The organism is Allobosea sp. AAP35 (assembly GCF_001295925.1).
Classification (GTDB): domain Bacteria; phylum Pseudomonadota; class Alphaproteobacteria; order Rhizobiales; family Beijerinckiaceae; genus Allobosea.
In genome coordinates, this window is record NZ_LJHQ01000037.1 from 51,302 (window position 1) to 71,179 (window position 19,878).

The following is a 19,878-nucleotide window of genomic DNA, read 5'->3' on the forward strand; positions in this document are numbered from 1 at the left end:
ATGAGTCTGACCCGCCTCGACGTCACCAGAGGTTGTCCGAGCGGGTGCGGGGTATAGTGTGCTGCCCTTCCAGACCTACGAAGGACGCCTGCCTTGGATTCCCACCTCCACGAGACCCTGACTGCCTGGCGCCGACACCTGCACGCCCATCCCGAACTCGGGCGGCACGAGAAAGCGACGAGTGCCTTCGTGCAGGAGAAGCTGGCCGAACTCGGCGTGCCGTTCACGGCCGGCATCGGCGGGCATGGCGTGGTGGCGACGCTGACGCGCGGTGGGTCCGAGCGATCCGTGGGCCTGCGCGCCGACATGGACGCGCTGCCGATCGCCGAGGCGAACGATCTGCCTTATAAGTCTGGAACCGCCAATGTCATGCATGCCTGCGGCCATGACGGGCACACCACCGCGCTGCTGGGAGCGGCCGCGCTGCTCGCGCGCGACGAGGGCTGGAGCGGCACGGTGCGCTTCGTCTTCCAGCCGGCGGAGGAGGGCGCGGGCGGGGCGCAGGCGATGCTCGCCGACGGGGTGCTCGCGCGATTTCCGATGGAGCGCATCTTTGCCCTGCACAATTGGCCGGGGCTTGAGGCCGGCACGATCGCCGTGCATCGCGGGCCGGTGATGTCGGAGCCCGGCCGCTTCAAGATCACGCTCAACGGCACGGCCGGGCACGCGGCGCTGCCGGAGACGACGCGCGACCCGATCGTGGCGATGGGCCATCTCATCCTCGCGCTGCAGACCATCGTCTCGCGCAATGTCGATCCGATGGAGTCGGCGGTGGTGTCGATCGGCCAGGTGCATGGCGGGCTCGCCGCCAACCAGATCCCGACCAGCGTCTTCATCGAAGGGACCTTCCGCACCTTCGTGCCGGCGGTGCGCGAACGGGTGCTGGCGCGCATCCGTGCCGTCGCGGACAACATCGCCGCGACCTTCGAGATGGAGGCCGAGGTCGAGACGACGCATGGCCTCGCCACCGTCAACACCGCGCCGGAGGAGGCGCTGGCTGCTGCCGCTGCAGAGGCTGCGGGGCTGGCCGTCCGGCGCGACCTGAAGGCCAGCACCACCGGCGAGGATTTCGCGCATTTCCTGGCGCGCCTGCCGGGCGCCTATGTCTGGATCGGCAACGGGCCGGTGCGCGATGGCGGCGAACTCCACAACGACCGCTACGATTTCAACGACGCGATCCTGCCTGCCGCGTCGGGCTGGCTGGCGGCGGTGGCGAAGCAGGCGCTGAGCGCGAACGCGCCTGCGGAGACGGTTTGAGGGGATACGTCATGCTCGGGCGAAGACCCGAGCATCTCTCGCCGGAGCATCTCTCCGGAAGCATCTCCTGCACGAGATTCTCGGGTCTGCGCTTCGCTTCGCCCGAGAATGACGAAAGTGGTCAAAACGGGCTCACCGGAAAAAACCGCAGATAGAGCCTGGCATAGGTGCCGTCGTCCCAGAGCGATTGCAGCGCATAGTCGAGGGAGCGCTTGAGCGGCGCCTCGTCCTTGCGGATCAGGAAGCCGACGCCCTCGCCGAAATAGCGGCTTTCGAGGAAGGGTCCGCCGGTGAAGGCGAGTTCGCTGCCGCCCGTGCCGGCCAGCAGCAGCGAGAGCGCGACGCCGTCGGCGAAGACGAATTCGGCATCGCCGCTGCGCAGTGCCGTGACCGCCGCGAGAAGCGTGCCGGACTCGCGGCGCTGGACGAAGGGCAGCAGCCGTTCGAGAAAGGCGTGATGGGCCGTGCCGGCGACGACGGCGACGCGCTTGCCCTGCAGGGAGCGGGTGTCGAGTTCGGCCTGCGCGTTGCCGCGCGTCGTGGCGAGGCGGGCCGCGCTGCGAAAATAGAGATGGCTCGCGGCAAAGCGCGCGCGGATCTGTGGCGTGAGGTTGATCGCAGCCGCCAGCACGTCGCCGCGACCCTCGGCGAGCGAGTCCAGCAGCGTGTCGAAGCGGCGCGCCTGCACGGTGCAGGTCCAGCCGAGCTTTTCGCAGACGGCGCGGGCGAGTTCGACCGAAAACCCAGTCAGGGTGCCATCGGGCCCGGCGAAGTGCAGCGGCGGGTACTCGTCATCGGTGAGGAAGCGGATCACGCGCGGCGGGCCGGGCTCGGGCCGGTCGAGCCGGATGCGCGGGTCCCAGAAATTCGGCACGGTGACGCGCGACTGGGCGAGTGCGGTCTGCGGGGCGAGCGTCAGCAGGGCCAATGTGAGGAGAAGGGCGCGGATCATGCGCGCATCTGGCGCGAGGGCGCGGGCGGGATCAAGGGCCTTGCAAGCGCTGGGCTGCCATTGCGCGTCATGCTCGGGATTGACCCGAGCATCTCAGGACCAGTGAGCCTCATTCTGCACGAGATTCTCGGGTCTGCGCTGCGCTTCGCCCGAGAATGACGCCATCGTCGCGCGCCTCTTATGAAGCGACCCCGGCCACCGTCGCCTTCGCGCCCTTGTCGAACAGGGCCGCAAGGTGCGTCTCGACGGCCCGCGTGAAGCGCGGCTCGCGCGGCAGATCGGTGCCGAAGATCGCTTCGATGCCGAGCAGGGAACGGCTCAGGGCTTCAGCGTTGCGACCGGCGGCTAGGCTCTTCTCCGCGAAGGTCGCGGCCAGCGGATCGCGGACGTCGATCGGCGCGCCCTTCTCGTCGGTGCCCGCGACATAGGCCATCCAGGCTGCAACGCCGAGGGCGAGATGGTCGATCGGCGCGCCGGCCTTGAGGCGGTCGCGGATCGTGCCCAGCAGCCGCTGCGGCAGCTTCTGCGAACCGTCCATGGCGATCTGCCAGGTGCGGTGGCGGATGGCGGGATTGCGGAAGCGGGCCAGCAGCGCCTGCCCATAGTCGCCGAGCATCACGCCCTGCGGGGCCGGGACAGTGGGGATGATCTCGGCCCAGAGGCCTTCGAGGAAGCGGGCGAAGACGGCGTCGCCGCTGGCCTCGGCGACCGTCTCATGGCCGGCAAGATAGCCGAGATAGGCGAGGCTGGAATGCGCGCCGTTGAGCATGCGCAGCTTCATGAACTCGAAGGGCGCAACCTCGGAAACCATCTGCGCGCCGACGCGCTCCCAGGCGGGGCGGCCGGCTGCGAAGACGTCCTGGATCGCCCATTGCCGGAAGGGCTCGCCGATCACGGGGGCTGCGTCCTCCAGCCCGATCAGGCCGGCGACCTCGGCGATGTCGGCCTGCGTCGTGGCGGGCACGATGCGGTCGACCATCGTCGCCGGGAAGGCGCCCTCGGCCTCGATCCACTGGGCGAGCCCGTCATCGCTCAGCGCCGCGAAATCGCGCACGAGGCCGCGCAGCACGCCGCCATTATGGGGAAGGTTGTCGCAGCTCAGCGCGGTGAAGGGCCCGAGCCCGGCGGCGCGACGGGCCTTCAGCGCAGCGACGATCAGGCCGACGGCCGAGCGGGGGCTGAGCGGGTTGGCGAGGTCGTGGACGATGCCGGGATGGTCGGCTTTCAGCCTGCCGGTGGCGGGGTCGTGGCAATAGCCCTTCTCGGTCACTGTCAGCGAGACGATGCGGGTGTCGGGTGACGCCATGCGGGCGATCAGCGTGGCGGGGTTTTCCGGGGCGACGAGCACCTCACCAAGGCAGCCGATGAGGCGCAGCTCCGGCCCCGCCGGGGCGCGCTTCAGCAGGGTGTAGAGCCCGTCCTGGGGGGCCAACCTGTCGCGCTGGTCGGGCCGCTGCAGGCTCGCTCCGGTGACGCCCCAGGCGCCGAACTCGCGCTCCAGCGCATCCTCGGTGTATTCGCAGAGATGGGCGCGGGCGAAGGCGCCCAAGCCCAGATGGACGATGCCCGGCGTCAGCCGCGAGCGGTCATAGGCGGGACGGCGGACGGTTGCGGGCAGGGCGGTGAGGGTGTTCGTCTTCAGTCGCGTCAACGGAATACGCTCGGCAGCCAGAGGGAGAAGGCGGGGACATAAGTGACGAGCATCAGTACGGCGAGGCTGGCGCCGTAGAAAGGCCAGATGGTGCGCATCGCCTCCCAGATCGAGATCCGGCCGATCGCGCAGCCGACGAAGAGCACGGCGCCGACCGGCGGGGTGCACAGGCCGATGCCGAGATTGAGGATCAGGATCGCGCCGAAATGAACCGGGTCCATGCCGAAAGCCGTCACCACCGGCAGGAAGATCGGCGTGGTGATGATGATCAGCGGCGACATGTCCATGAAGGTGCCCAGGAACAACAGCAGCAGGTTGATCAGCAGGAAGATCACGATCGGGTCGTTCGAGATCGACCGCATGAACGCGACCATGGCCGAGGGCACCTGGAAGAAGGCGAGCAGCCAGCCGAAGGCGGCCGCGCAGCCGATCACCAGCAGCACCATCGCCGTGGTGCGCACGGCCGCGAAGGTCGCGTCCTTGAACTCGACGAGGTTCATGCCGCGATAGACCAGCACCGTGATCAGCAGGGCGTAGACCGCCGCGATGCAGGAGCTTTCCGTGGCGGTGAAGACGCCCGAGCGCACGCCGCCGAAGATGATGCCGATCAGGATGATGCCGGGGAAGGCTGAGACGGCATAGGTCGCGACTCGCGCCCAGCCGGGGAAGGCTTCGGCCGGGTAGCCGCGCTTGCGCGCGACGATCCAGGTCACGAGCATCAGCGCCGTGGCCAGCATCAGGCCCGGCACGATGCCGGCGGTGAAGAGATCGGCGATCGAGATCGCGCCACCGGCCGACAGCGAATAGATGATCATGTTGTGGGAGGGCGGGATCAGCAGCGCGATGATGGCGGAGCTGACCGTGACGTTGACGGCAAAGGAGGTGTCATAGCCGCGCTTCTGCATCTGCGGGATCATCAGCCCGCCGATGGCGGATGCGTCCGCCACGGCCGAGCCGGAGATGCCGCCGAACAGGGTCGATGCGGCGATGTTCACCTGGCCCAGCCCACCGCGCAGATGCCCGACCAGCGAGCCGGCGAAGCGCACCAGCCGCTCGGCGATGCCGCCGCGGATCATCAGGTCGCCGGCATAGATGAAGAAGGGGATCGCCATCAGCGAGAACACGCTGATGCCGGAATTCAGACGCTGGAAGACGACCAGCGGCGGGATTCCCATATAGACGACGGTCGCCAGCGAGGCGGCGCCCAGGCAAAACGCGATCGGCGTGCCGATCAGCAGCAGCACGACGAAGCTGCCGAAGAGGATGATCAGTTCGAGGCTCATGCGCCGGTCCCATCCTCATGGCCGGTGGCCAGATTGTAGAGATGTTCGAGGGTGAAGAAGGAGATCAGCGCGCCACCGCCGAGCAGCGGCAGGAAATCGACACCGCCCGGCCAGCCCAGGATCGGGATCGTGGCGGTCCAGGTGCCGATGACGAGGTCCCAGCTGTACCAGACCATGGCGAGGCCGAAGGCGAGCACGACGAGATGGCTGACGAGCGCCATCAGCTTGGCGGGCCGCCCCGGGAACGCGATGCGCAGGATGTCGAAGCCGAGATGATAGCCCTCGCGGACGCCGACGGCGGCGCCGAGGAGAATGAACCAGCCCATCAGCTGGATCGACAGCGCCTCGGTCCAGGTCGGCGTGCTGTTGAGCACATAGCGCCCGAAGACCTGCCAGGCGACGGCCAGCGTCATGCCGATCAGGCCGATCGCGGACAGCCATAACGCCAGCGTGGCCAGAAAGCTGGAAAGACGATTCAAGGCTGGTGACATCGGCGTTTGTCCCGGGGCAGCATTCGATGCAACGCAAATGGCGCGCCGTTTCGGCGCGCCATTCCGTGTCAGGAGAAGCTCACTTCACCGCCTGGATGGCGGCAACCATCTCCTTGAGCTTCGCATCGGTGACGAACTTGTCGTAGACCGGCTTCATCGCGTCGATGAAGGGCTGCTTCTCGACCGCGTTGACGACCGCGCCGCCAGCCTTGACCTTGGCTTCGGAGGCCTTCTCGCGGGCATCCCAAAGCTCGCGCATCTTGGCGACGGATTCCTTCGCCGCGGCCTTGATCAGCGCCTTGTCCTCGGCGTTGAACTTGTCGAAGCTCTTCTTCGACATCACCAGCACCTCAGGCGAAAGCGAGTGCTCGGTCAGCGAGTAGAACTTCGAGACCTCGTAATGCTTGGTCGATTCATAGGAAGGCCAGTTGTTTTCGGCGCCGTCGATGACACCGGTCTGCAGGCCGGAATAGACCTCGCCGAAATTCATCGGCGTGGCGTTGGCGCCGAGCGCCGAGACCAGGCTGACGAACATGTCGGACTGCTGCACGCGGATCTTCAGGCCCTTCATGTCGGCGGGCGTGTTGATGGCGCGCTTGGAATTGTAGAAGGAGCGCGAGCCGGAATCGTAGAAGGCCAGGCCGATCAGGTCGTGCTTCTCGAACTCCTTCAGCAAGGCATCGCCGATCGGACCGTCCATCACCGTGCGCATATGGGCGACCGAGCGGAAGATGAAGGGCAGCGACGGCACATTGGTTGCCGGGATCAGATTGTTGAACGGCGCCATGTTGATGCGGTTCATGTCGATGACGCCAAAGCGGGTCTGCTCGATCGTGTCCTTCTCCTGGCCGAGCTGGGCCGAGTGGAAGACATTGATCTTGATGCGGCCCTTGCTGCGCTCCTCGAGCAGCTTGCTCATATGCTTGACCGCCTCGATGGTCGGATAGCCATCGGGGTGAATGTCCGTCGAGCGCAGGGTGACGTTCTGGGCGCTGGCGGTGCCGGCGACGAGGGCGAAGATGGCGGCGCCCGCAAGGGCGGCGAATGTGCGTTTGGTGAGCATGGCAGGTTCTCTCCCGTTTGGTGGTGGCGCCGGGTTTTTCCGGTCGTTCTTGTCCCGTGATGGGAGCCCTGCCGGCAGTGGCCGGCAGGGCGGTCTCGTCTAGAGAAATTCACTCCGCATCGGCGTGAAGGAATCGATGAGCTGTCCGGCTTCGACGGCGGTGACACCATGGACGAGGTCGGCCGGCACGAAGAAGGTGTCGCCAGTGACAAGGCGCTCGGTCTTCCCGTCGATGGTGACGTCGAAGACGCCGCTCTCGACGTAAGAAGCCTGGCGGTGCGGGTGCTGGTGGGCTTTTCCGACCGCGCCGGCCTCGAAGACCACGCGCACGACCATCAGATCCTCGCCATAGGCCATGATTTTGCGCCTGACGCCGGGCTCGGTCGGCTCCCAGGCGAGATCGGAGTCGTGCTGGAAGAAGGAATTGAGACGTTCGGTCATCGGGCGAGCCAGCCTCCGTCGACGGGGATGATGGCGCCGTGCATGTAGGCAGCGGCGTCGCTTGCGAGGAACACGGCCGCGCCGCCTATGTCCGAGGGCTTGCCCCAGCGACCGGCCGGAATGCGGGCGAGGATGGCGCCGTTGCGGTCGGGGTCGGCGCGCAGGGCTTCCGTGTTGTTGCTCTCGATATAGCCCGGCGCGATGGCGTTCACATTGATGCCCTTGGCCGCCCATTCGCAGGCCAAAAGCTTCGTCAGGCCGGCGAGCCCGCTCTTGCTGGCGGTGTAGGAGGCGACGCGGATGCCGCCCTGGAAGGAGAGCAACGAGGCGATGTTGACGATGCGGGCGCTGCGTCCGGCCTCGACGGCCGATTTCGCGAAGGCCTGGGCCAAGAAGAACGTCGCCTTGAGGTTGACGTTCATGACCTCGTCCCAGTCGCTTTCGCTGAACTCGAGCGCGTCCGCCCGGCGGATGATGCCGGCATTGTTGATCAGGATGTCGAGCGGGCCGGACAGTTCGGCAGCCTGCGCGATCACGCCCGGCGCGACGCCCTGTTCCTGCAGATCGACCTTCAGCGCGTGGCCCGTGCCGCCGGCATTTGCGATCAGCGCCAGCGTCTCGCCCATGTCGGATCGCCCGGCCGCGACGACGGTCGCTCCCGCTTCAGCCAGCGCCAGCGCGATGCCCTGACCGATGCCGGTGTTCGCGCCGGTCACCAGGGCGTTGCGGCCGGTGAGGTCGAAGGGCGAGGCCATCAGCGCAACATGTCCACGGGGGCGGCGTCCATGTCGGTGAACTCGACATTGTCGCCGGCCATGGCCCAGACGAAGGCGTAGTTGGAGGTGCCGCAGCCGCAATGGATCGACCAGTTCGGCGAGATCACCGCCTGCTCGTTGGCCACCAGCAAATGGCGGGTCTGGGTCGGCTCGCCCATGAAGTGGAAGACGCGGTGGGCGGGATCGAGGTTGAAATAGAGATAGGCTTCCATCCGCCGCGTATGGGTGTGGCAGGGCATCGAGTTCCAGACCGAGCCGGGCTCCAGCGCCGTCATGCCCATCACCAGCTGGTTGGTGCCGGTGGTGTTGGGCATGATGTATTGCCGGATGGTGCGCTTGTTGGAGGTCTCGGGCGAGCCGAGATGCAGCGTGTTGGCGTCAGCCTGGCGGATGAGCTGATGGGGCGCCTCGCGATGGGCCGGCGCGCTGGTCAGGTAGAACTTGGCCGGGTTGGCGGCGTCCGCGCTGGCGAAGGAGACGTCCTTCGCGCCGAGGCCGACATAGAGCGCGTCTAGGTTCGGCAGCTCGAAGACCGTGCCATCGACGGTGACGCTACCGGCGCCGCCGAGATTGATGATTCCGAGTTCGCGCCTGGCGAGAAAGAAGGGCGTGCCGGTCGGCGCGAAGGGGGCAAGCGTCAGCGGCGCAGCCGCCGGCATCGCGCCGCCGACGATCATGCGGTCGTAATGGCTGTAGGTCAGCGTGATCTCGCCCGGGGCGAAGACGCGCTCGATCAGGAAATCCTCGCGAAGCGCGTCGGTGTCGTAGCCCTTGACGTCGCGCGGGTGCGAGGCCTGGCGTTCGTCGATCTTGGGGGCGGTCATAGGCGATAAGCCTCCTTGGCCAGTCGGTAGGCGAGGTCATGGGCGACCTCGGCAGCCTCGTCCTCGTCGAGACGGTGCTCGGCGACGAGTTTGGCCAGATAGGTGCAGTCGCAGCGGCGGGCGACGTCATGGCGCGCGGGGATCGAGAGATAGGCGCGGGTGTCGTCGTTGAAGCCGACGGTGTTGTAGAAGCCGGCCGTTTCGGTGGTCAGCTCGCGGAAGCGCAGCATCGCTTCGGGCGCATCGAGGAACCACCAGCCGGGTCCGAGCTTCAACGCCGGGTAATGCCCTGCCAGCGGCGCGAGTTCGCGCGAATAGCTGGTCTCGTCGAGGGTGAAGGCGATGACGGTCAGGTCAGGCTCATTGCCGACCGCGTCGAGCAGCGGCTTCAAAGCGGTGACGTAATCGGTCTGGCGGGGGATGTCGGCGCCCATGTCGCGGCCGAAATGCTCGAACAGGAAGGCATTGTGGTTGCGCGAGGAGCCGGGATGGATCTGCAGGACGAGCCCGTCATCGAGGCTCATCTTCGCCATCTCGGTCAGCATCTGGCCGCGGAAGAGATCGGCTTCCTCGGCCGAGACTGAGCCAGCGACGACCTTGGCGAAGAGCGCCTCGGCGTCGGCCTTTGAGAGGTTGGCGGTGCGGGCGGTGGCGTGGCCGTGGTCGGAGGAGGTCGCGCCGCGCTGGCGGAAATAGTCGCGGCGCTGGCGGTGGGCGGCCAGATAGCCGGTCCAGCTATGGGCATCCTCGCCGGTGAGCGCGCCGAACTGGTCGAGATTGGTCGCAAAACCCTCGAATTCGGGGTCGACGACGCTGTCGGGGCGATAGGCGGTGACGACCTTGCCGCTCCAACCCGAGGCCTTGATCATGTCGTGCCATTTGAGGTCGTCGAGCGCGCCTTCGGTGGTCGAGATCGCCTCGATCTTGAACTGCTCGAACAGCGCGCGGGGGCGCAGTTCCGGCTGCTCCAGCTTTTCCGCGATCTTGTCGTAGAGCCTGTCGGCATTGTCTGGCGAAAGCCGCTCGTTGATGCCGAAGACGTTCGACAGCGCATGCTCGAGCCAGAGCCGCGTCGGCGTGCCCCGGAAGAGATGCCAATGGCTGGCGAAGAGCGTCCAGATCGCGCGCGGATCGGCCTCGACCGGGGCACCGTCCTTGCGGGGGATGCCGAGCTGTTCGAGCCGAACGCCCTGCGAATAGAGCATGCGGAAGATGTAGTGGTCCGGCTTGACCAGCAGCGTGGCCGGATCGCTGAAGGGCTGGTCTTCGGCGAACCAGCGCGGGTCGGTATGGCCATGCGGCGAGATGATCGGCAGGTCGCGAATCGTGGCGTAGAGCCGGCGCGCGATGCCGCGCGTCACGGGGTCGGCGGGAAACAGGCGATCATCGTGAAGCAGCATCGAAACGGCACTCTTGTCGGCGCGACGGGACCATAGTCACTGCCGCGAAGGATGGTCAATATACTAATATACTAGTTGGTCTGAGAGAGGCATGCTATCGGCCAAAGGGAGCAGATGCCCTGCTGGCGACTGTCGTGATCCGGCAGCACGGGAGCGGCTGGTGGAGTCGAGGCAAGGTGATGTCGCAGATCACGATCCCGCAAGATGCCGGCGATGACGGGCCGCGACGCGAGCGCCGCCGCCAGCCCGCGGGAGGTGTGCCGTCCGGCCGTTCGACGGCAGCCTCCATGGTTCAGGACGAGTTGCGGCGTGCGATCCTGGCGATGGAGATCGTGCCTGGCGCGGCGCTCATTGAAAGGGAGCTGACCGCGCGTTTCGGCACCAGCCGCACTCCGGTCCGGGAAGCGTTGATCCGGCTGAAGGAGGAGGGGCTCGTCGAGATCTTCCCGCAGGCGGGGACCTTCGTGGCGCGAATTCCCACCGAGGCGATCCCCGAGGCGGTCTTCATCCGGCAGGCGCTGGAATGCGCGACGGTCGAACTCGTCGCGCGGACCGCGACGGAGCAGGCCATCGCAAAGCTCGACGCCCTGATCGCGCGGCAGCATGAGGCGTTGGAGGCCGGTGACCAGGAAGGCTTCCACCTCGCCGACGAGGCCTTCCACGAAACGCTGGCGGGGATCGCCGGCTATCCCGGCATCTGGAAAATCGCACATGCCGCCAAGAGCCAGATCGACCGCTGCCGACGCATGACCCTGCCCGTTCCCGGCCGCATGGCGATGGTGATCCGCGAGCATCTGTCGATCGTCGACGCGCTGCAAAGGCAGGATGGCCCCGGCGCCGAGGTGGCGATGCGCCAGCATCTGGGGACGCTGCTGCCCGATCTGGTGCATCTGCAGGAGCAATATCCGGATTACTTCGCCTGAACGCGGCGCCTCGGCGCGGAGCTTGCTTCGCCTTGTGGCGCGGCGGGAGTTGGCCTGGCTTGCGTCGCGCGGCCATGCCGGCTTCGATGATGCATGCCCTCGACCAGGGCCCGCGCCGCACCCGCCTGACGAGGACGATGCCGATGCCCAACCCCGCCGATCTCAGTGCCGTCGAACTGCTCGAGGCCTATCGCAGCAAGACTTTGTCGCCCGTCGAGGTGGTGGAGGCTGTCATCGCCCGGATCGAGGCCTGGGAGCCTCAGATCAAGGCGCTCTATGCCTATCAGCCCGAGGTCGCCCGCGCGGCGGCGAAGGCCTCCGAGGCGCGCTGGATGAGGGGCGAAGCGCTTCCGCTCGACGGTGTGCCCGGCACGATCAAGGAGAACATCGCCACGAAGGGCACGCCGATGCCGGTCGGCACCGCGGCGCGCGATCTGATCCCGATGGCGGAGGATGCGCCGGTCGCGGCGCGGCTGAACGAGGCGGGTTTCGTCAGGCTCGCCAAGACGACGATGCCCGATTATGGCATGCTGTCCTCGGGCCTGTCGAGCTTCCATGAGCTGGCGCGCAACCCCTGGGACGTCTCGAAGAACCCGGGCGGCTCGTCGGCCGGCGCGGGGGCGGCGGGGGCGGCCGGCTACGGCCCCTTGCATGTCGGCACGGATATCGGTGGCTCAATCCGCCTGCCGGCCGGCTGGTGCGGGCTGGTCGGCCTGAAACCGAGTTTCGGCCGGGTGCCGATCGATCCGAGCTATTATGGCCGCGTCGCCGGGCCGATGACCCGCACCGTCACTGACACGGCGCTGATGATGCGCGAGATCTCGAAGCCTGACGCGCGCGACGGCATGAGCCTGCCGCCGCAGGAGATCGACTGGCTGTCGCTCGATCTCGACGTGAAGGGGTTGAGGCTGGGCCTCCAGCTCGATCCCGGCATCGGCATTCCCGTCGAGCTGGAGACGAAGGCCGCGATCGAGGCGGCCGCCAGGGCTTTCGCGGCTGCGGGCGCGATTGTCGAGGAAGCGCCAGCCTTCCTGACGCGGGAGATGCTGGACGGGCTCGATGATTTCTGGAGCCAGCGCGCCTGGGCCGAGATCGGCGCGCTGCCGCCGGAGAAACAGGCCAAGGTGCTGCCCTACATTTTCGCCTGGGCCAAGCGCGGCGATGGGCTCTCGGGCGAACGCGTCTATCGCGGCATGAGCCAGATGCTGGCGATCAAGGATGCGGCGCTGAAGCAGAGCGCGCCGTTCGACTTCGTGCTCTCGCCGGTCGCTCCGGTGCCGAGCTATCCCGCCGAAATGGCCTCGCCGCTCGGCAATCCCAACCGCCCCTTCGAGCACATCGTCTTCACGCTGCCGGCCAATATGTCGGACCAGCCGTCAATCTCGGTCCATGCCGGGCTGACAGGGGCAGGACTGCCGATCGGCCTGCAGATCACCGGCCGGCGCTTCGATGATCTCGGCGTGCTGCGGATGGCGCGGGCGTGGGAGGTGATGCGCGGCGGCGAAGTGCCGTGGCCGCTGCCGCCCGGCTGAGACCGGGTGGCTCAGACGCGCTGTGCGCGGGGATGGGCGGCGTCATAGGCCGCCATCAGGCGGGTCGAATCGATGCGGGTGTAGACCTGCGTCGTCGAGAGCGAGGCGTGGCCCAGCAGTTCCTGGATGGCGCGCAGATCGCCACCGCGACCCAGCAGATGGGTCGCGAAGGAATGCCGCAGGGAGTGCGGTGTCGCCGATTCGGGCAGGCCGAGCGCGCCGCGCAGGCCTTCGACCGCGAACTGGATGATGCGCGGCGACAAGGGGCCGCCCTTGGCGCCGAGGAACAGCGGACCCTCCGGCGGCAATCGCCAGGGGCAGAGCGCGATGTAATCGGCAATGGCGGTGCCCACGACCGGCAGCACCGGCACCATGCGGGTCTTGTTGCCCTTGCCGAGGACAGTGAGCGTATCGCCGGCCTGGAGGGGCGCCTGAGCACGGGTCAGGGATAATGCCTCCGAGATGCGCAGGCCGCAGCCATAGAGCAGCGCGAGCACGGCGGCGTCGCGCGCAAGGATCCACTGGTCGCGGGCCTCGCCGGCGCGGGTGTCGGCCTGTGTCACGGCTTTTGCCGCGCTGGCTTCCAGCGGGCGCGGCAGGGATTTGCCGATGCGTGGGCCGCGCGTCGCCGCAAAGGCAGCGGCGGTGAACCTGCCGCTGCGCTCGCCGAAGCGCGCGAGCGAGCGCAGCGCGGCAAGCTGGCGCATCAGCGTGCGGTTGCCGACACCGTCGCGGCGACGACGGCCGAGGAAGGCGCGCAGATCGGCGGGCTTCAGCGCGGCGATGTCGGCAAGCGCGGGCGCGCCGCCGAGATGGTCGCCAAGGAAAGCCACGAACTGTCTGATGTCCCGGCCATAGGCTTCCAGCGTCTTGGGCGAGAGCCGCCGCTCATGGGCGAGATGGTTCAGCCACTCGCGGGTCAGGGCGTCGAAATCGGTCATCGATTGGTTTCGTCATGCTCGGGTCGAGCCCGAGCATGACGCCGGGACGTTAACGCCCTGCGAACCGAGGCCGGGACTACCCCCTCAAGACCTGCGGCAGGCGAATGGCATGAAGGTGCTGGCCATGCCCTGGTTCATGCCCATGATGACCATGACATTGGCGAGGTCCAGCTCCTCCTTGCTGCGCGGGCAGACCTCGCCCTTGATGCTGCAGCCGGAGGCCAGGAAGGCCTCGTGGGCATCGAGGAAAGGCTGACTGAGCCCCTTGCGCCCGAGCTTCGTCAGCGCGTCCGCATAGGCCTTGGTGTAGCGCTCGCATTTGACCGCCGGCCAGTCCTCGGGCGCAGCCGACCTCTGGGCAAGGCCCGGCCCCGTCGCGCAGATCAGGCTGGCCAAGGCAACAAGCCCGACCGGGCGAAGGAAATGCGTCATGATCATCCAGCCAACTGGGTTTCTGACCCGCAGGACCATGCCGTCATGGCTTGGGTCAAGCTTTGCGGTTCGGTGGCCTCCGCCGACCGGAGGCCACCATCAGGCGCCTTCACCCCGCATCGTGCCGCCGCAGTTTCCGGTGCCCGTTCAGTGAGCCTTGACCGGCTGCGCCTCGACCTTCGCCCAGACGAAGGTGCGACCAAAGGCCGTCAGTGGCTCTTCGACCAGCCGGGTCAGGCCCCGGCCGAGCAGGATTGTCACGGCGGTCGCGATCAGCGTGGCGGCCCATTGCAGCGGTGTCGTGATCCCGGGTCCCGAACCCGTCATCGCGTGATGGACGAGACCTGCGACCGGCATGTGGATCAGGTAGATCGAATAGGAGTTGTCGCCCATGAAGCGCAGCCAGCGCGCCTCCAGCCAGGGCACGGCGGCGGGCGATACGGCGGCGCGCAGGATGAACGCGGCCCCAGCGATGGCAAACACGCTGTGAGAGACCGTCGCCTGCCAATTGGTGTCCGGCGCGAGCGCGCCATAGCCGAGGATGACGACCAGGCACACCAGCGGCGTCGCCTCGAGGATGCGATCATAGCGCTTGGTTCCGACGATCTCGAACCACAGCACGCTGGCGATGATGCCGGCCGCCAGTGTGTCGGCCCGCGCTAGCAGAAGCGGCAGGTAGGCAAAGGGCGCGGCGCCGGACGCCGACATGTGAACCCGGTAGGCCAGCGCCGCGGCGAAGACGGCGGCCGCGACGGGGACCACGTAACGCCGCGGGGTGAAAACGAGCGCGGCCGGCGCGAAGAGATAGAACTGCTCCTCGACGGCCAGGGTCCAGGTCGGCGAGAGCCAGTGCAGCCCCTCGGTCTCCTTGGCGGCGAAGAAGAAGTTCTGCGTGAAGCTGAGATAGCTCCAGGCCGGAACGCCGCCCGCGTCGCCGGCCCATTGCGGCAGGGCCGCGGCGAGTGCCAGGACGATGACCACCACGATGAGGTAGGAGGGAACCGTGCGCAGCAAGCGGCGGATATAGAATGTCCGAAAGAAATTCGGCGATTCGCGCCGGGTCAGGATCAGCCGGCCGATGAGGAAACCCGACAGGACGAAGAACACGTCGACCGCGATCGCCCCGAAGCCAAAGACCCGGAAGCCGTCCGGGATCTCGGCGAGGTAATGCGATACCAGAACGGCCGTGGCGGCGAGCCCCCTGATTCCATCGAGGGTGACCTGTCGTTCCGCTGTCATGACCGTCCTCCGCCCGCAGAGGCCAGGGCCCGCAAACTCCATGCTGGCGGACTCAGTTTGATTTTTCATTAAATGCGGTGCCACTCCGCTCCTGCCGCGCGCTTTTGGGCAATCGGCGCGTTTGCGAGAAACCCGGACCATGAGCGAAGCGCAAAACAGCCCCGTCGAGAGCCGCACTGTCGAGGTGCTGATCCCGCTCGCGCTCGACCAGGCCTACAGCTATGCCGTGCCGCCGGACCTGGTCCTGGCACCGGGCGATGTCGTGCAGGTACCGCTCGGGCCGCGCCAGACCGTCGGCGTGGTCTGGGCAGCCGGCACGGGCGGCGGCGGCAATCTCAAGCACGTCACCGGCAAGCTCGACATGCCGCCTCTCGATGCGGCGTTGATGAAGCTCGTTGACTGGGTCGCCTGGTACACGCTGGCGGCCAAGGGCTCGGTGCTGGCGCTGGCCCTGCGCCGCCCGCCGGATGATGCGCCGGAGCGTCCGAAGCTTGGCGTTCGTCTTGTCGGGCCGCCGCCCGCTCGCCTGACCCCGGCGCGCGCCCGGGCCATCGCTGCGGCCGAAGGCGGGCTCCTCATGGCCAAGAGCGCGCTGGCGGAGGCGGCCTCGGTCAGCAGCGCGGTGATCGATTCCCTCGTCGATGCCGGCACCTTCGCGGTCGAGCCGCTGCCGCGCGAGGCTGTCGCTGCGCTGCCCGACCCCGACCATGCACAGCCGAAGCTGTCGGAGGATCAGGCGGCGGCGGCCGCCGCGCTCGTCGCCTCGGTCAAGGCGGCGAACTACGTCGTGACGCTGCTCGAAGGCGTCACCGGCTCGGGCAAGACGGAGGTCTATTTCGAGGCGGTGGCGGAAGCCGTCCGGCTCGGGCGCCAGAGTTTGATCCTGATGCCGGAGATTGCGCTGACGGCTCAGTTCATCGACCGTTTCGAGGCGCGCTTCGGCGTCCGGCCCGGCCTGTGGCATTCGGCGGTGACGGGCCGCAAGCGCGAGCGCCTGCAGGCGGCGATTGCCAGCGGCGAGGCGAAGGTGGTGGCGGGCGCACGCTCGGCGCTGTTCCTGCCTTATCAAGACCTCGGCCTGATCGTCGTCGATGAGGAGCATGAGGCCGCCTACAAGCAGGAGGACGGCGTCGCCTATCACGCCCGCGACATGGCGGTGGTGCGAGGGCGCATCGAGAACGCGCCGGTGATCCTGACCTCGGCGACGCCCTCGCTGGAAACCCGCGTCAATGCCGAGCGCGGACGCTACACCCACCTCAAGCTGCCCGAGCGTTTTGGTGGGCGCACCCTGCCGACGCTGGCCCTCGTCGATCTGAGGCAGGACAAGCCGCCGCGCGGGCGCTGGATCTCGGAGACGCTGGCAAAGGCCATCGCGGTCAATCTCGAGGCGGGCGAACAATCGCTGCTGTTTCTCAACCGGCGCGGCTACGCGCCGCTGACGCTCTGCCGCGATTGCGGGCACCGCTTCCAGTGCCCCAACTGCTCGGCCTGGCTGGTCGATCACCGCTTTCGGCGGGCGCTGGTCTGCCATCATTGCGGCCATGTCGAGCGGCGGCCCAACGAATGCCCGCAATGCCATGCGCAGGACAGCCTGAGCGCCTGCGGGCCCGGCGTCGAGCGGCTGGCGGAGGAGGTCGCGACGCTGTTTCCGCAGGCGCGCGGCATCGTCCTGTCGAGCGATTTTCCCGGGGGCACGGAGCGGCTGAAGACCGAGCTGATGGCGGTGGCGTCGGGCGCGTTCGACATCGTCATCGGCACGCAGCTCGTCGCCAAGGGCCATAATTTTCCGGGTATGACGCTGGTGGGCGTGATCGACGCCGATCTCGGGCTGACCTCGGGCGATCCGCGTGCCGCCGAGCGCACCTTCCAGGTGCTGCGCCAGGTCACCGGCCGGGCCGGGCGGGGCGAAAAGCCGGGGCGGGCCCTGCTGCAGACGCATGATCCGACGCATCCCGTGCTCAAGGCTTTGGTCTCGGGCGATCCGGAGCGGTTTTATGCCGCGGAAGCCGCGTCGCGCGAGGCTGCCGGCCTGCCGCCCTTCGGCCGGCTGGCCGGGTTGATCGTCTCGGCCAGCACCCAAGCGGAGGCTGAGAGCCATGCGAGGGCGCTGGCGCGCTGCGCCGACGCCCCCGAGGGGGTTAGCGTGCTGGGGCCGGCAGAGGCGCCGCTGGCCGTGCTGCGCGGCCGCCACCGCATGCGCCTGATCGTCAAGACCGAGCGGGATGTGAACCTGCAGGACTATCTGCGCGCCTGGCTCAAGCGCGGCGGCAAGCCCAAGGGCTCGGTGCGGGTCGCGGTCGATGTCGATCCGCAGAGTTTTCTGTGAAATATGTGGTTCGGCGCGAAAACCGGCTGTATGCGCCAAATGCCGGGCTGTCCCGGCAAAACGGCGGCGCCGATCGCCATCAACGGATTGCGCGCCCCAAAACCGCATGCTAGTGCACCGCCACATTTAGGTCGCGGAGCCGTCTTGCCGGGTTCTCGTCCGTGATACACCGCAGCGCCAGGACATCGCACTCCACCTTCGCAGGAAGGTCGCCGGGAGCGGTCCTATGAAACGAGAGATGTGACGCGTGGCTGAAGGCGGATCACAAGGATCACTGGTTTCGGGCGTAGCCGGTCGCTACGCCACGGCCCTGTTCGAGTTGGCGGGAGATGCCAACGCCGTCGATGCCGTTTCCGCCGATCTCGACAGCTTTTCCGCGATGCTCGCCGAGAGCGAGGATCTGCGCCGTCTGGTCGGCAGCCCGGCCTTCTCCGCCGAGGAGCAGACCGGCGCGATCAAGGCGGTGCTCGCTGCCGCCAAGATCTCCGGCATCGCCGCCAATTTCATCGGCCTCGTCGCCAGCAAGCGCCGCCTGTTCGCTCTGCCGGGCATGATCACCGGCTACAAGGCGCTCGTCGCGCAGGCCAAGGGCATCGTCAGCGCGCAGGTCACGCTCGCCGAGGCGCCTGCGCAGAAGCGCGTCGACGAGATCCGTGCCGCGCTCGCCGCTGTCGCGGGCAAGGATGTCGATGTCGAAATCAAGGTCGATCCGGCGCTGATCGGCGGGCTTGTCGTCAAGATGGGCTCCCGCATGGTCGACGCCTCGCTGAAAACCAAGCTCAATTCAATTCGTCTTGCCATGAAAGAGGTCGGCTGATGGAAATCCGCCCCGCTGAAATCTCCGCGATCCTGAAGGCGCAGATCGCGAACTTTGGATCCGAGGCCTCCGTCACCGAGGTCGGCCAGGTTCTGTCCGTCGGCGACGGCATCGCCCGTGTCTATGGCCTCGACAAGGTCCAGGCCGGTGAGATGGTCGAGTTCGAGAGCGGCGTGCGCGGCATGGCGCTCAACCTCGAGAGCGACAATGTCGGCGTCGTGATCTTTGGTTCCGACCGCGAGATCAAGGAAGGCCAGACGGTCAAGCGCACCGGCGCGATCGTCGACGTGCCGGTCGGCAAGGAGCTGCTCGGCCGCGTCGTCGACGCGCTCGGCAACCCGATCGACGGCAAGGGCCCGATCAAGGCGACCCAGCGCTCGCGCGTCGACGTCAAGGCGCCAGGCATCATTCCGCGCAAGTCGGTGCATGAGCCGATGGCGACCGGCCTCAAGGCGATCGACGCCCTGATCCCGATTGGCCGCGGCCAGCGCGAGCTGATCATCGGCGACCGCCAGACCGGCAAGACCGCCGTGGCGCTCGACACGATCCTGAACCAGAAGGCCAATAACGAGACCGGCGACGAGAGCCAGAAGCTCTACTGCGTCTATGTCGCGATCGGCCAGAAGCGCTCGACTGTCGCCCAGTTCGTGAAGGTGCTCGAAGAGCGCGGCGCGCTGGAATACTCGATCGTGATCGCGGCCACCGCCTCGGACGCGGCGCCGATGCAGTTCCTGGCGCCCTTCGCCGGCTGCGCCATGGGCGAGTATTTCCGCGACAACGGCATGCATGCGGTCATCATTTATGACGACTTGTCCAAGCAGGCCGTCGCCTACCGCCAGATGTCGCTCCTGCTGCGCCGCCCGCCCGGCCGCGAAGCCTATCCCGGCGACGTGTTCTATCTCCACTCCCGCCTACTCGAGCGCGCGGCGAAGATGGGTGAGGACGCCGGCCTCGGCTCGCTGACGGCGCTCCCGGTCATCGAGACGCAGGCGAACGACGTGTCCGCCTATATCCCGACCAATGTGATCTCGATCACCGACGGCCAGATCTTCCTCGAGACCGATCTGTTCTACCAGGGCATCCGCCCGGCGGTGAACGTCGGCCTCTCGGTGTCGCGCGTCGGCTCGGCCGCGCAGACCAAGGCGACGAAGAAGGTCGCCGGCAAGATCAAGGGCGAACTCGCGCAGTACCGCGAGATGGCTGCCTTCGCGCAGTTCGGCTCGGATCTCGACGCGGTCACGCAGCGCCTGCTCAACCGCGGCGCCCGCCTGACCGAACTCCTGAAGCAGCCGCAGTTCTCGCCGCTGAAGATGGAAGAGCAGGTCGTGGTGATCTATGCCGGCGTGAACGGCTATCTCGACGCCCTGCCGGTGAACAAGGTCCGCGCCTTCGAGGACGGGCTGCTGGCGCTGGTGCGCGGCAAGCATGTCGACCTGCTCAACGAGATCGGCTCGACCAAGGATCTTTCGGACGCGAACGCCGCGAAGCTGAAACAGATCGTGACCGACTACGCCAAGTCGTTCGCCTGAT

At 67.5% G+C, this 19,878-nt stretch carries 18 protein-coding genes; 6 read left to right on the forward strand and 12 right to left on the reverse strand.

The genetic code is table 11. The features are described 5' to 3' along the window. The first annotated feature begins 93 nt into the window (after positions 1-93). Positions 94-1,257, forward strand: coding sequence for an amidohydrolase (locus IP69_RS12535; protein WP_054143162.1), 1,164 nt, complete (start codon positions 94-96; stop codon positions 1,255-1,257). A gap of 121 nt (positions 1,258-1,378) precedes the next feature. On the opposite strand, the gene IP69_RS12540 is transcribed toward IP69_RS12535, so the two are convergent. The 9 genes from IP69_RS12540 to uxaC all read right to left on the reverse strand — a co-directional run bounded on the left by IP69_RS12540 (position 1,379) and on the right by uxaC (position 10,138). After that, positions 1,379-2,209, reverse strand: a complete 831-nt coding sequence (locus IP69_RS12540) for a transporter substrate-binding domain-containing protein (RefSeq protein ID WP_054143163.1) — start codon at positions 2,207-2,209, stop codon at positions 1,379-1,381. 178 nt (positions 2,210-2,387) lie between these two features. Further along, positions 2,388-3,860, reverse strand: coding sequence for a mannitol dehydrogenase family protein (locus tag IP69_RS12545; protein ID WP_156323432.1), 1,473 nt, complete (start codon positions 3,858-3,860; stop codon positions 2,388-2,390). Continuing rightward, on the reverse strand, positions 3,857-5,143 hold the full coding sequence (locus tag IP69_RS12550) for a TRAP transporter large permease (protein ID WP_054143164.1): 1,287 nt from the start codon (positions 5,141-5,143) through the stop codon (positions 3,857-3,859). The genes IP69_RS12545 and IP69_RS12550 overlap by 4 nt, the downstream gene beginning before the upstream one ends. Then, complete coding sequence (locus tag IP69_RS12555; RefSeq protein ID WP_054143165.1) at positions 5,140-5,634, reverse strand: TRAP transporter small permease; 495 nt, start codon at positions 5,632-5,634, stop codon at positions 5,140-5,142. The genes IP69_RS12550 and IP69_RS12555 overlap by 4 nt, the downstream gene beginning before the upstream one ends. A 79-nt stretch (positions 5,635-5,713) precedes the next feature. Then, entirely contained in the window at positions 5,714-6,697 is a 984-nt protein-coding gene (locus IP69_RS12560) for a TRAP transporter substrate-binding protein (RefSeq protein WP_054143166.1), read from the reverse strand. 99 nt (positions 6,698-6,796) lie between these two features. Then, the gene (locus IP69_RS12565; protein ID WP_054143167.1) at positions 6,797-7,138 is read right to left on the reverse strand and encodes a cupin domain-containing protein; all 342 of its coding nucleotides are present in this window, start codon (positions 7,136-7,138) and stop codon (positions 6,797-6,799) included. Further along, positions 7,135-7,893 carry a 2-dehydro-3-deoxy-D-gluconate 5-dehydrogenase KduD gene (gene kduD / locus IP69_RS12570; protein ID WP_054143168.1) on the reverse strand — a complete coding sequence of 253 codons (759 nt, stop codon included), beginning with the start codon at positions 7,891-7,893 and terminating at the stop codon, positions 7,135-7,137. The genes IP69_RS12565 and kduD overlap by 4 nt, the downstream gene beginning before the upstream one ends. Next, on the reverse strand, positions 7,893-8,738 hold the full coding sequence (gene kduI, locus IP69_RS12575; RefSeq protein WP_054143169.1) for a 5-dehydro-4-deoxy-D-glucuronate isomerase: 846 nt from the start codon (positions 8,736-8,738) through the stop codon (positions 7,893-7,895). The genes kduD and kduI overlap by 1 nt, the downstream gene beginning before the upstream one ends. After that, positions 8,735-10,138, reverse strand: coding sequence for a glucuronate isomerase (gene uxaC, locus IP69_RS12580; RefSeq protein WP_054143170.1), 1,404 nt, complete (start codon positions 10,136-10,138; stop codon positions 8,735-8,737). The genes kduI and uxaC overlap by 4 nt, the downstream gene beginning before the upstream one ends. Before the next feature lie 179 nt (positions 10,139-10,317). On the opposite strand from uxaC, the gene IP69_RS12585 reads away from it, so the two are divergent. Continuing rightward, complete coding sequence (locus IP69_RS12585; RefSeq protein ID WP_082359266.1) at positions 10,318-11,061, forward strand: GntR family transcriptional regulator; 744 nt, start codon at positions 10,318-10,320, stop codon at positions 11,059-11,061. A 143-nt stretch (positions 11,062-11,204) separates the two neighbouring features. Beyond that, positions 11,205-12,593, forward strand: coding sequence for an amidase (locus IP69_RS12590; RefSeq protein ID WP_054143291.1), 1,389 nt, complete (start codon positions 11,205-11,207; stop codon positions 12,591-12,593). 11 nt (positions 12,594-12,604) lie between these two features. On the opposite strand, the gene IP69_RS12595 is transcribed toward IP69_RS12590, so the two are convergent. The 3 genes from IP69_RS12595 to IP69_RS12605 all read right to left on the reverse strand — a co-directional run bounded on the left by IP69_RS12595 (position 12,605) and on the right by IP69_RS12605 (position 15,205). Further along, on the reverse strand, positions 12,605-13,534 hold the full coding sequence (locus IP69_RS12595) for a tyrosine recombinase XerC (protein WP_054143171.1): 930 nt from the start codon (positions 13,532-13,534) through the stop codon (positions 12,605-12,607). An 84-nt stretch (positions 13,535-13,618) separates the two neighbouring features. Then, positions 13,619-13,966, reverse strand: a complete 348-nt coding sequence (locus IP69_RS12600; protein ID WP_156323433.1) for a hypothetical protein — start codon at positions 13,964-13,966, stop codon at positions 13,619-13,621. Positions 13,967-14,113: 147 nt separating this feature from the next. Beyond that, positions 14,114-15,205, reverse strand: a complete 1,092-nt coding sequence (locus IP69_RS12605) for an acyltransferase (protein WP_197279839.1) — start codon at positions 15,203-15,205, stop codon at positions 14,114-14,116. Between the two features lie 139 nt (positions 15,206-15,344). On the opposite strand from IP69_RS12605, the gene IP69_RS12610 reads away from it, so the two are divergent. From IP69_RS12610 to atpA, 3 genes are all read left to right on the forward strand, one after another. After that, positions 15,345-17,531 (forward strand): primosomal protein N', encoded by a 2,187-nt coding sequence (locus IP69_RS12610; RefSeq protein ID WP_054143174.1) that lies wholly within the window; start codon positions 15,345-15,347, stop codon positions 17,529-17,531. A 247-nt stretch (positions 17,532-17,778) separates the two neighbouring features. Further along, the gene (locus IP69_RS12615) at positions 17,779-18,348 is read left to right on the forward strand and encodes a F0F1 ATP synthase subunit delta (RefSeq protein WP_054143175.1); all 570 of its coding nucleotides are present in this window, start codon (positions 17,779-17,781) and stop codon (positions 18,346-18,348) included. Beyond that, positions 18,348-19,877, forward strand: coding sequence for a F0F1 ATP synthase subunit alpha (atpA, locus tag IP69_RS12620; RefSeq protein WP_054143176.1), 1,530 nt, complete (start codon positions 18,348-18,350; stop codon positions 19,875-19,877). The genes IP69_RS12615 and atpA overlap by 1 nt, the downstream gene beginning before the upstream one ends. Position 19,878: the final 1 nt, after the last annotated feature.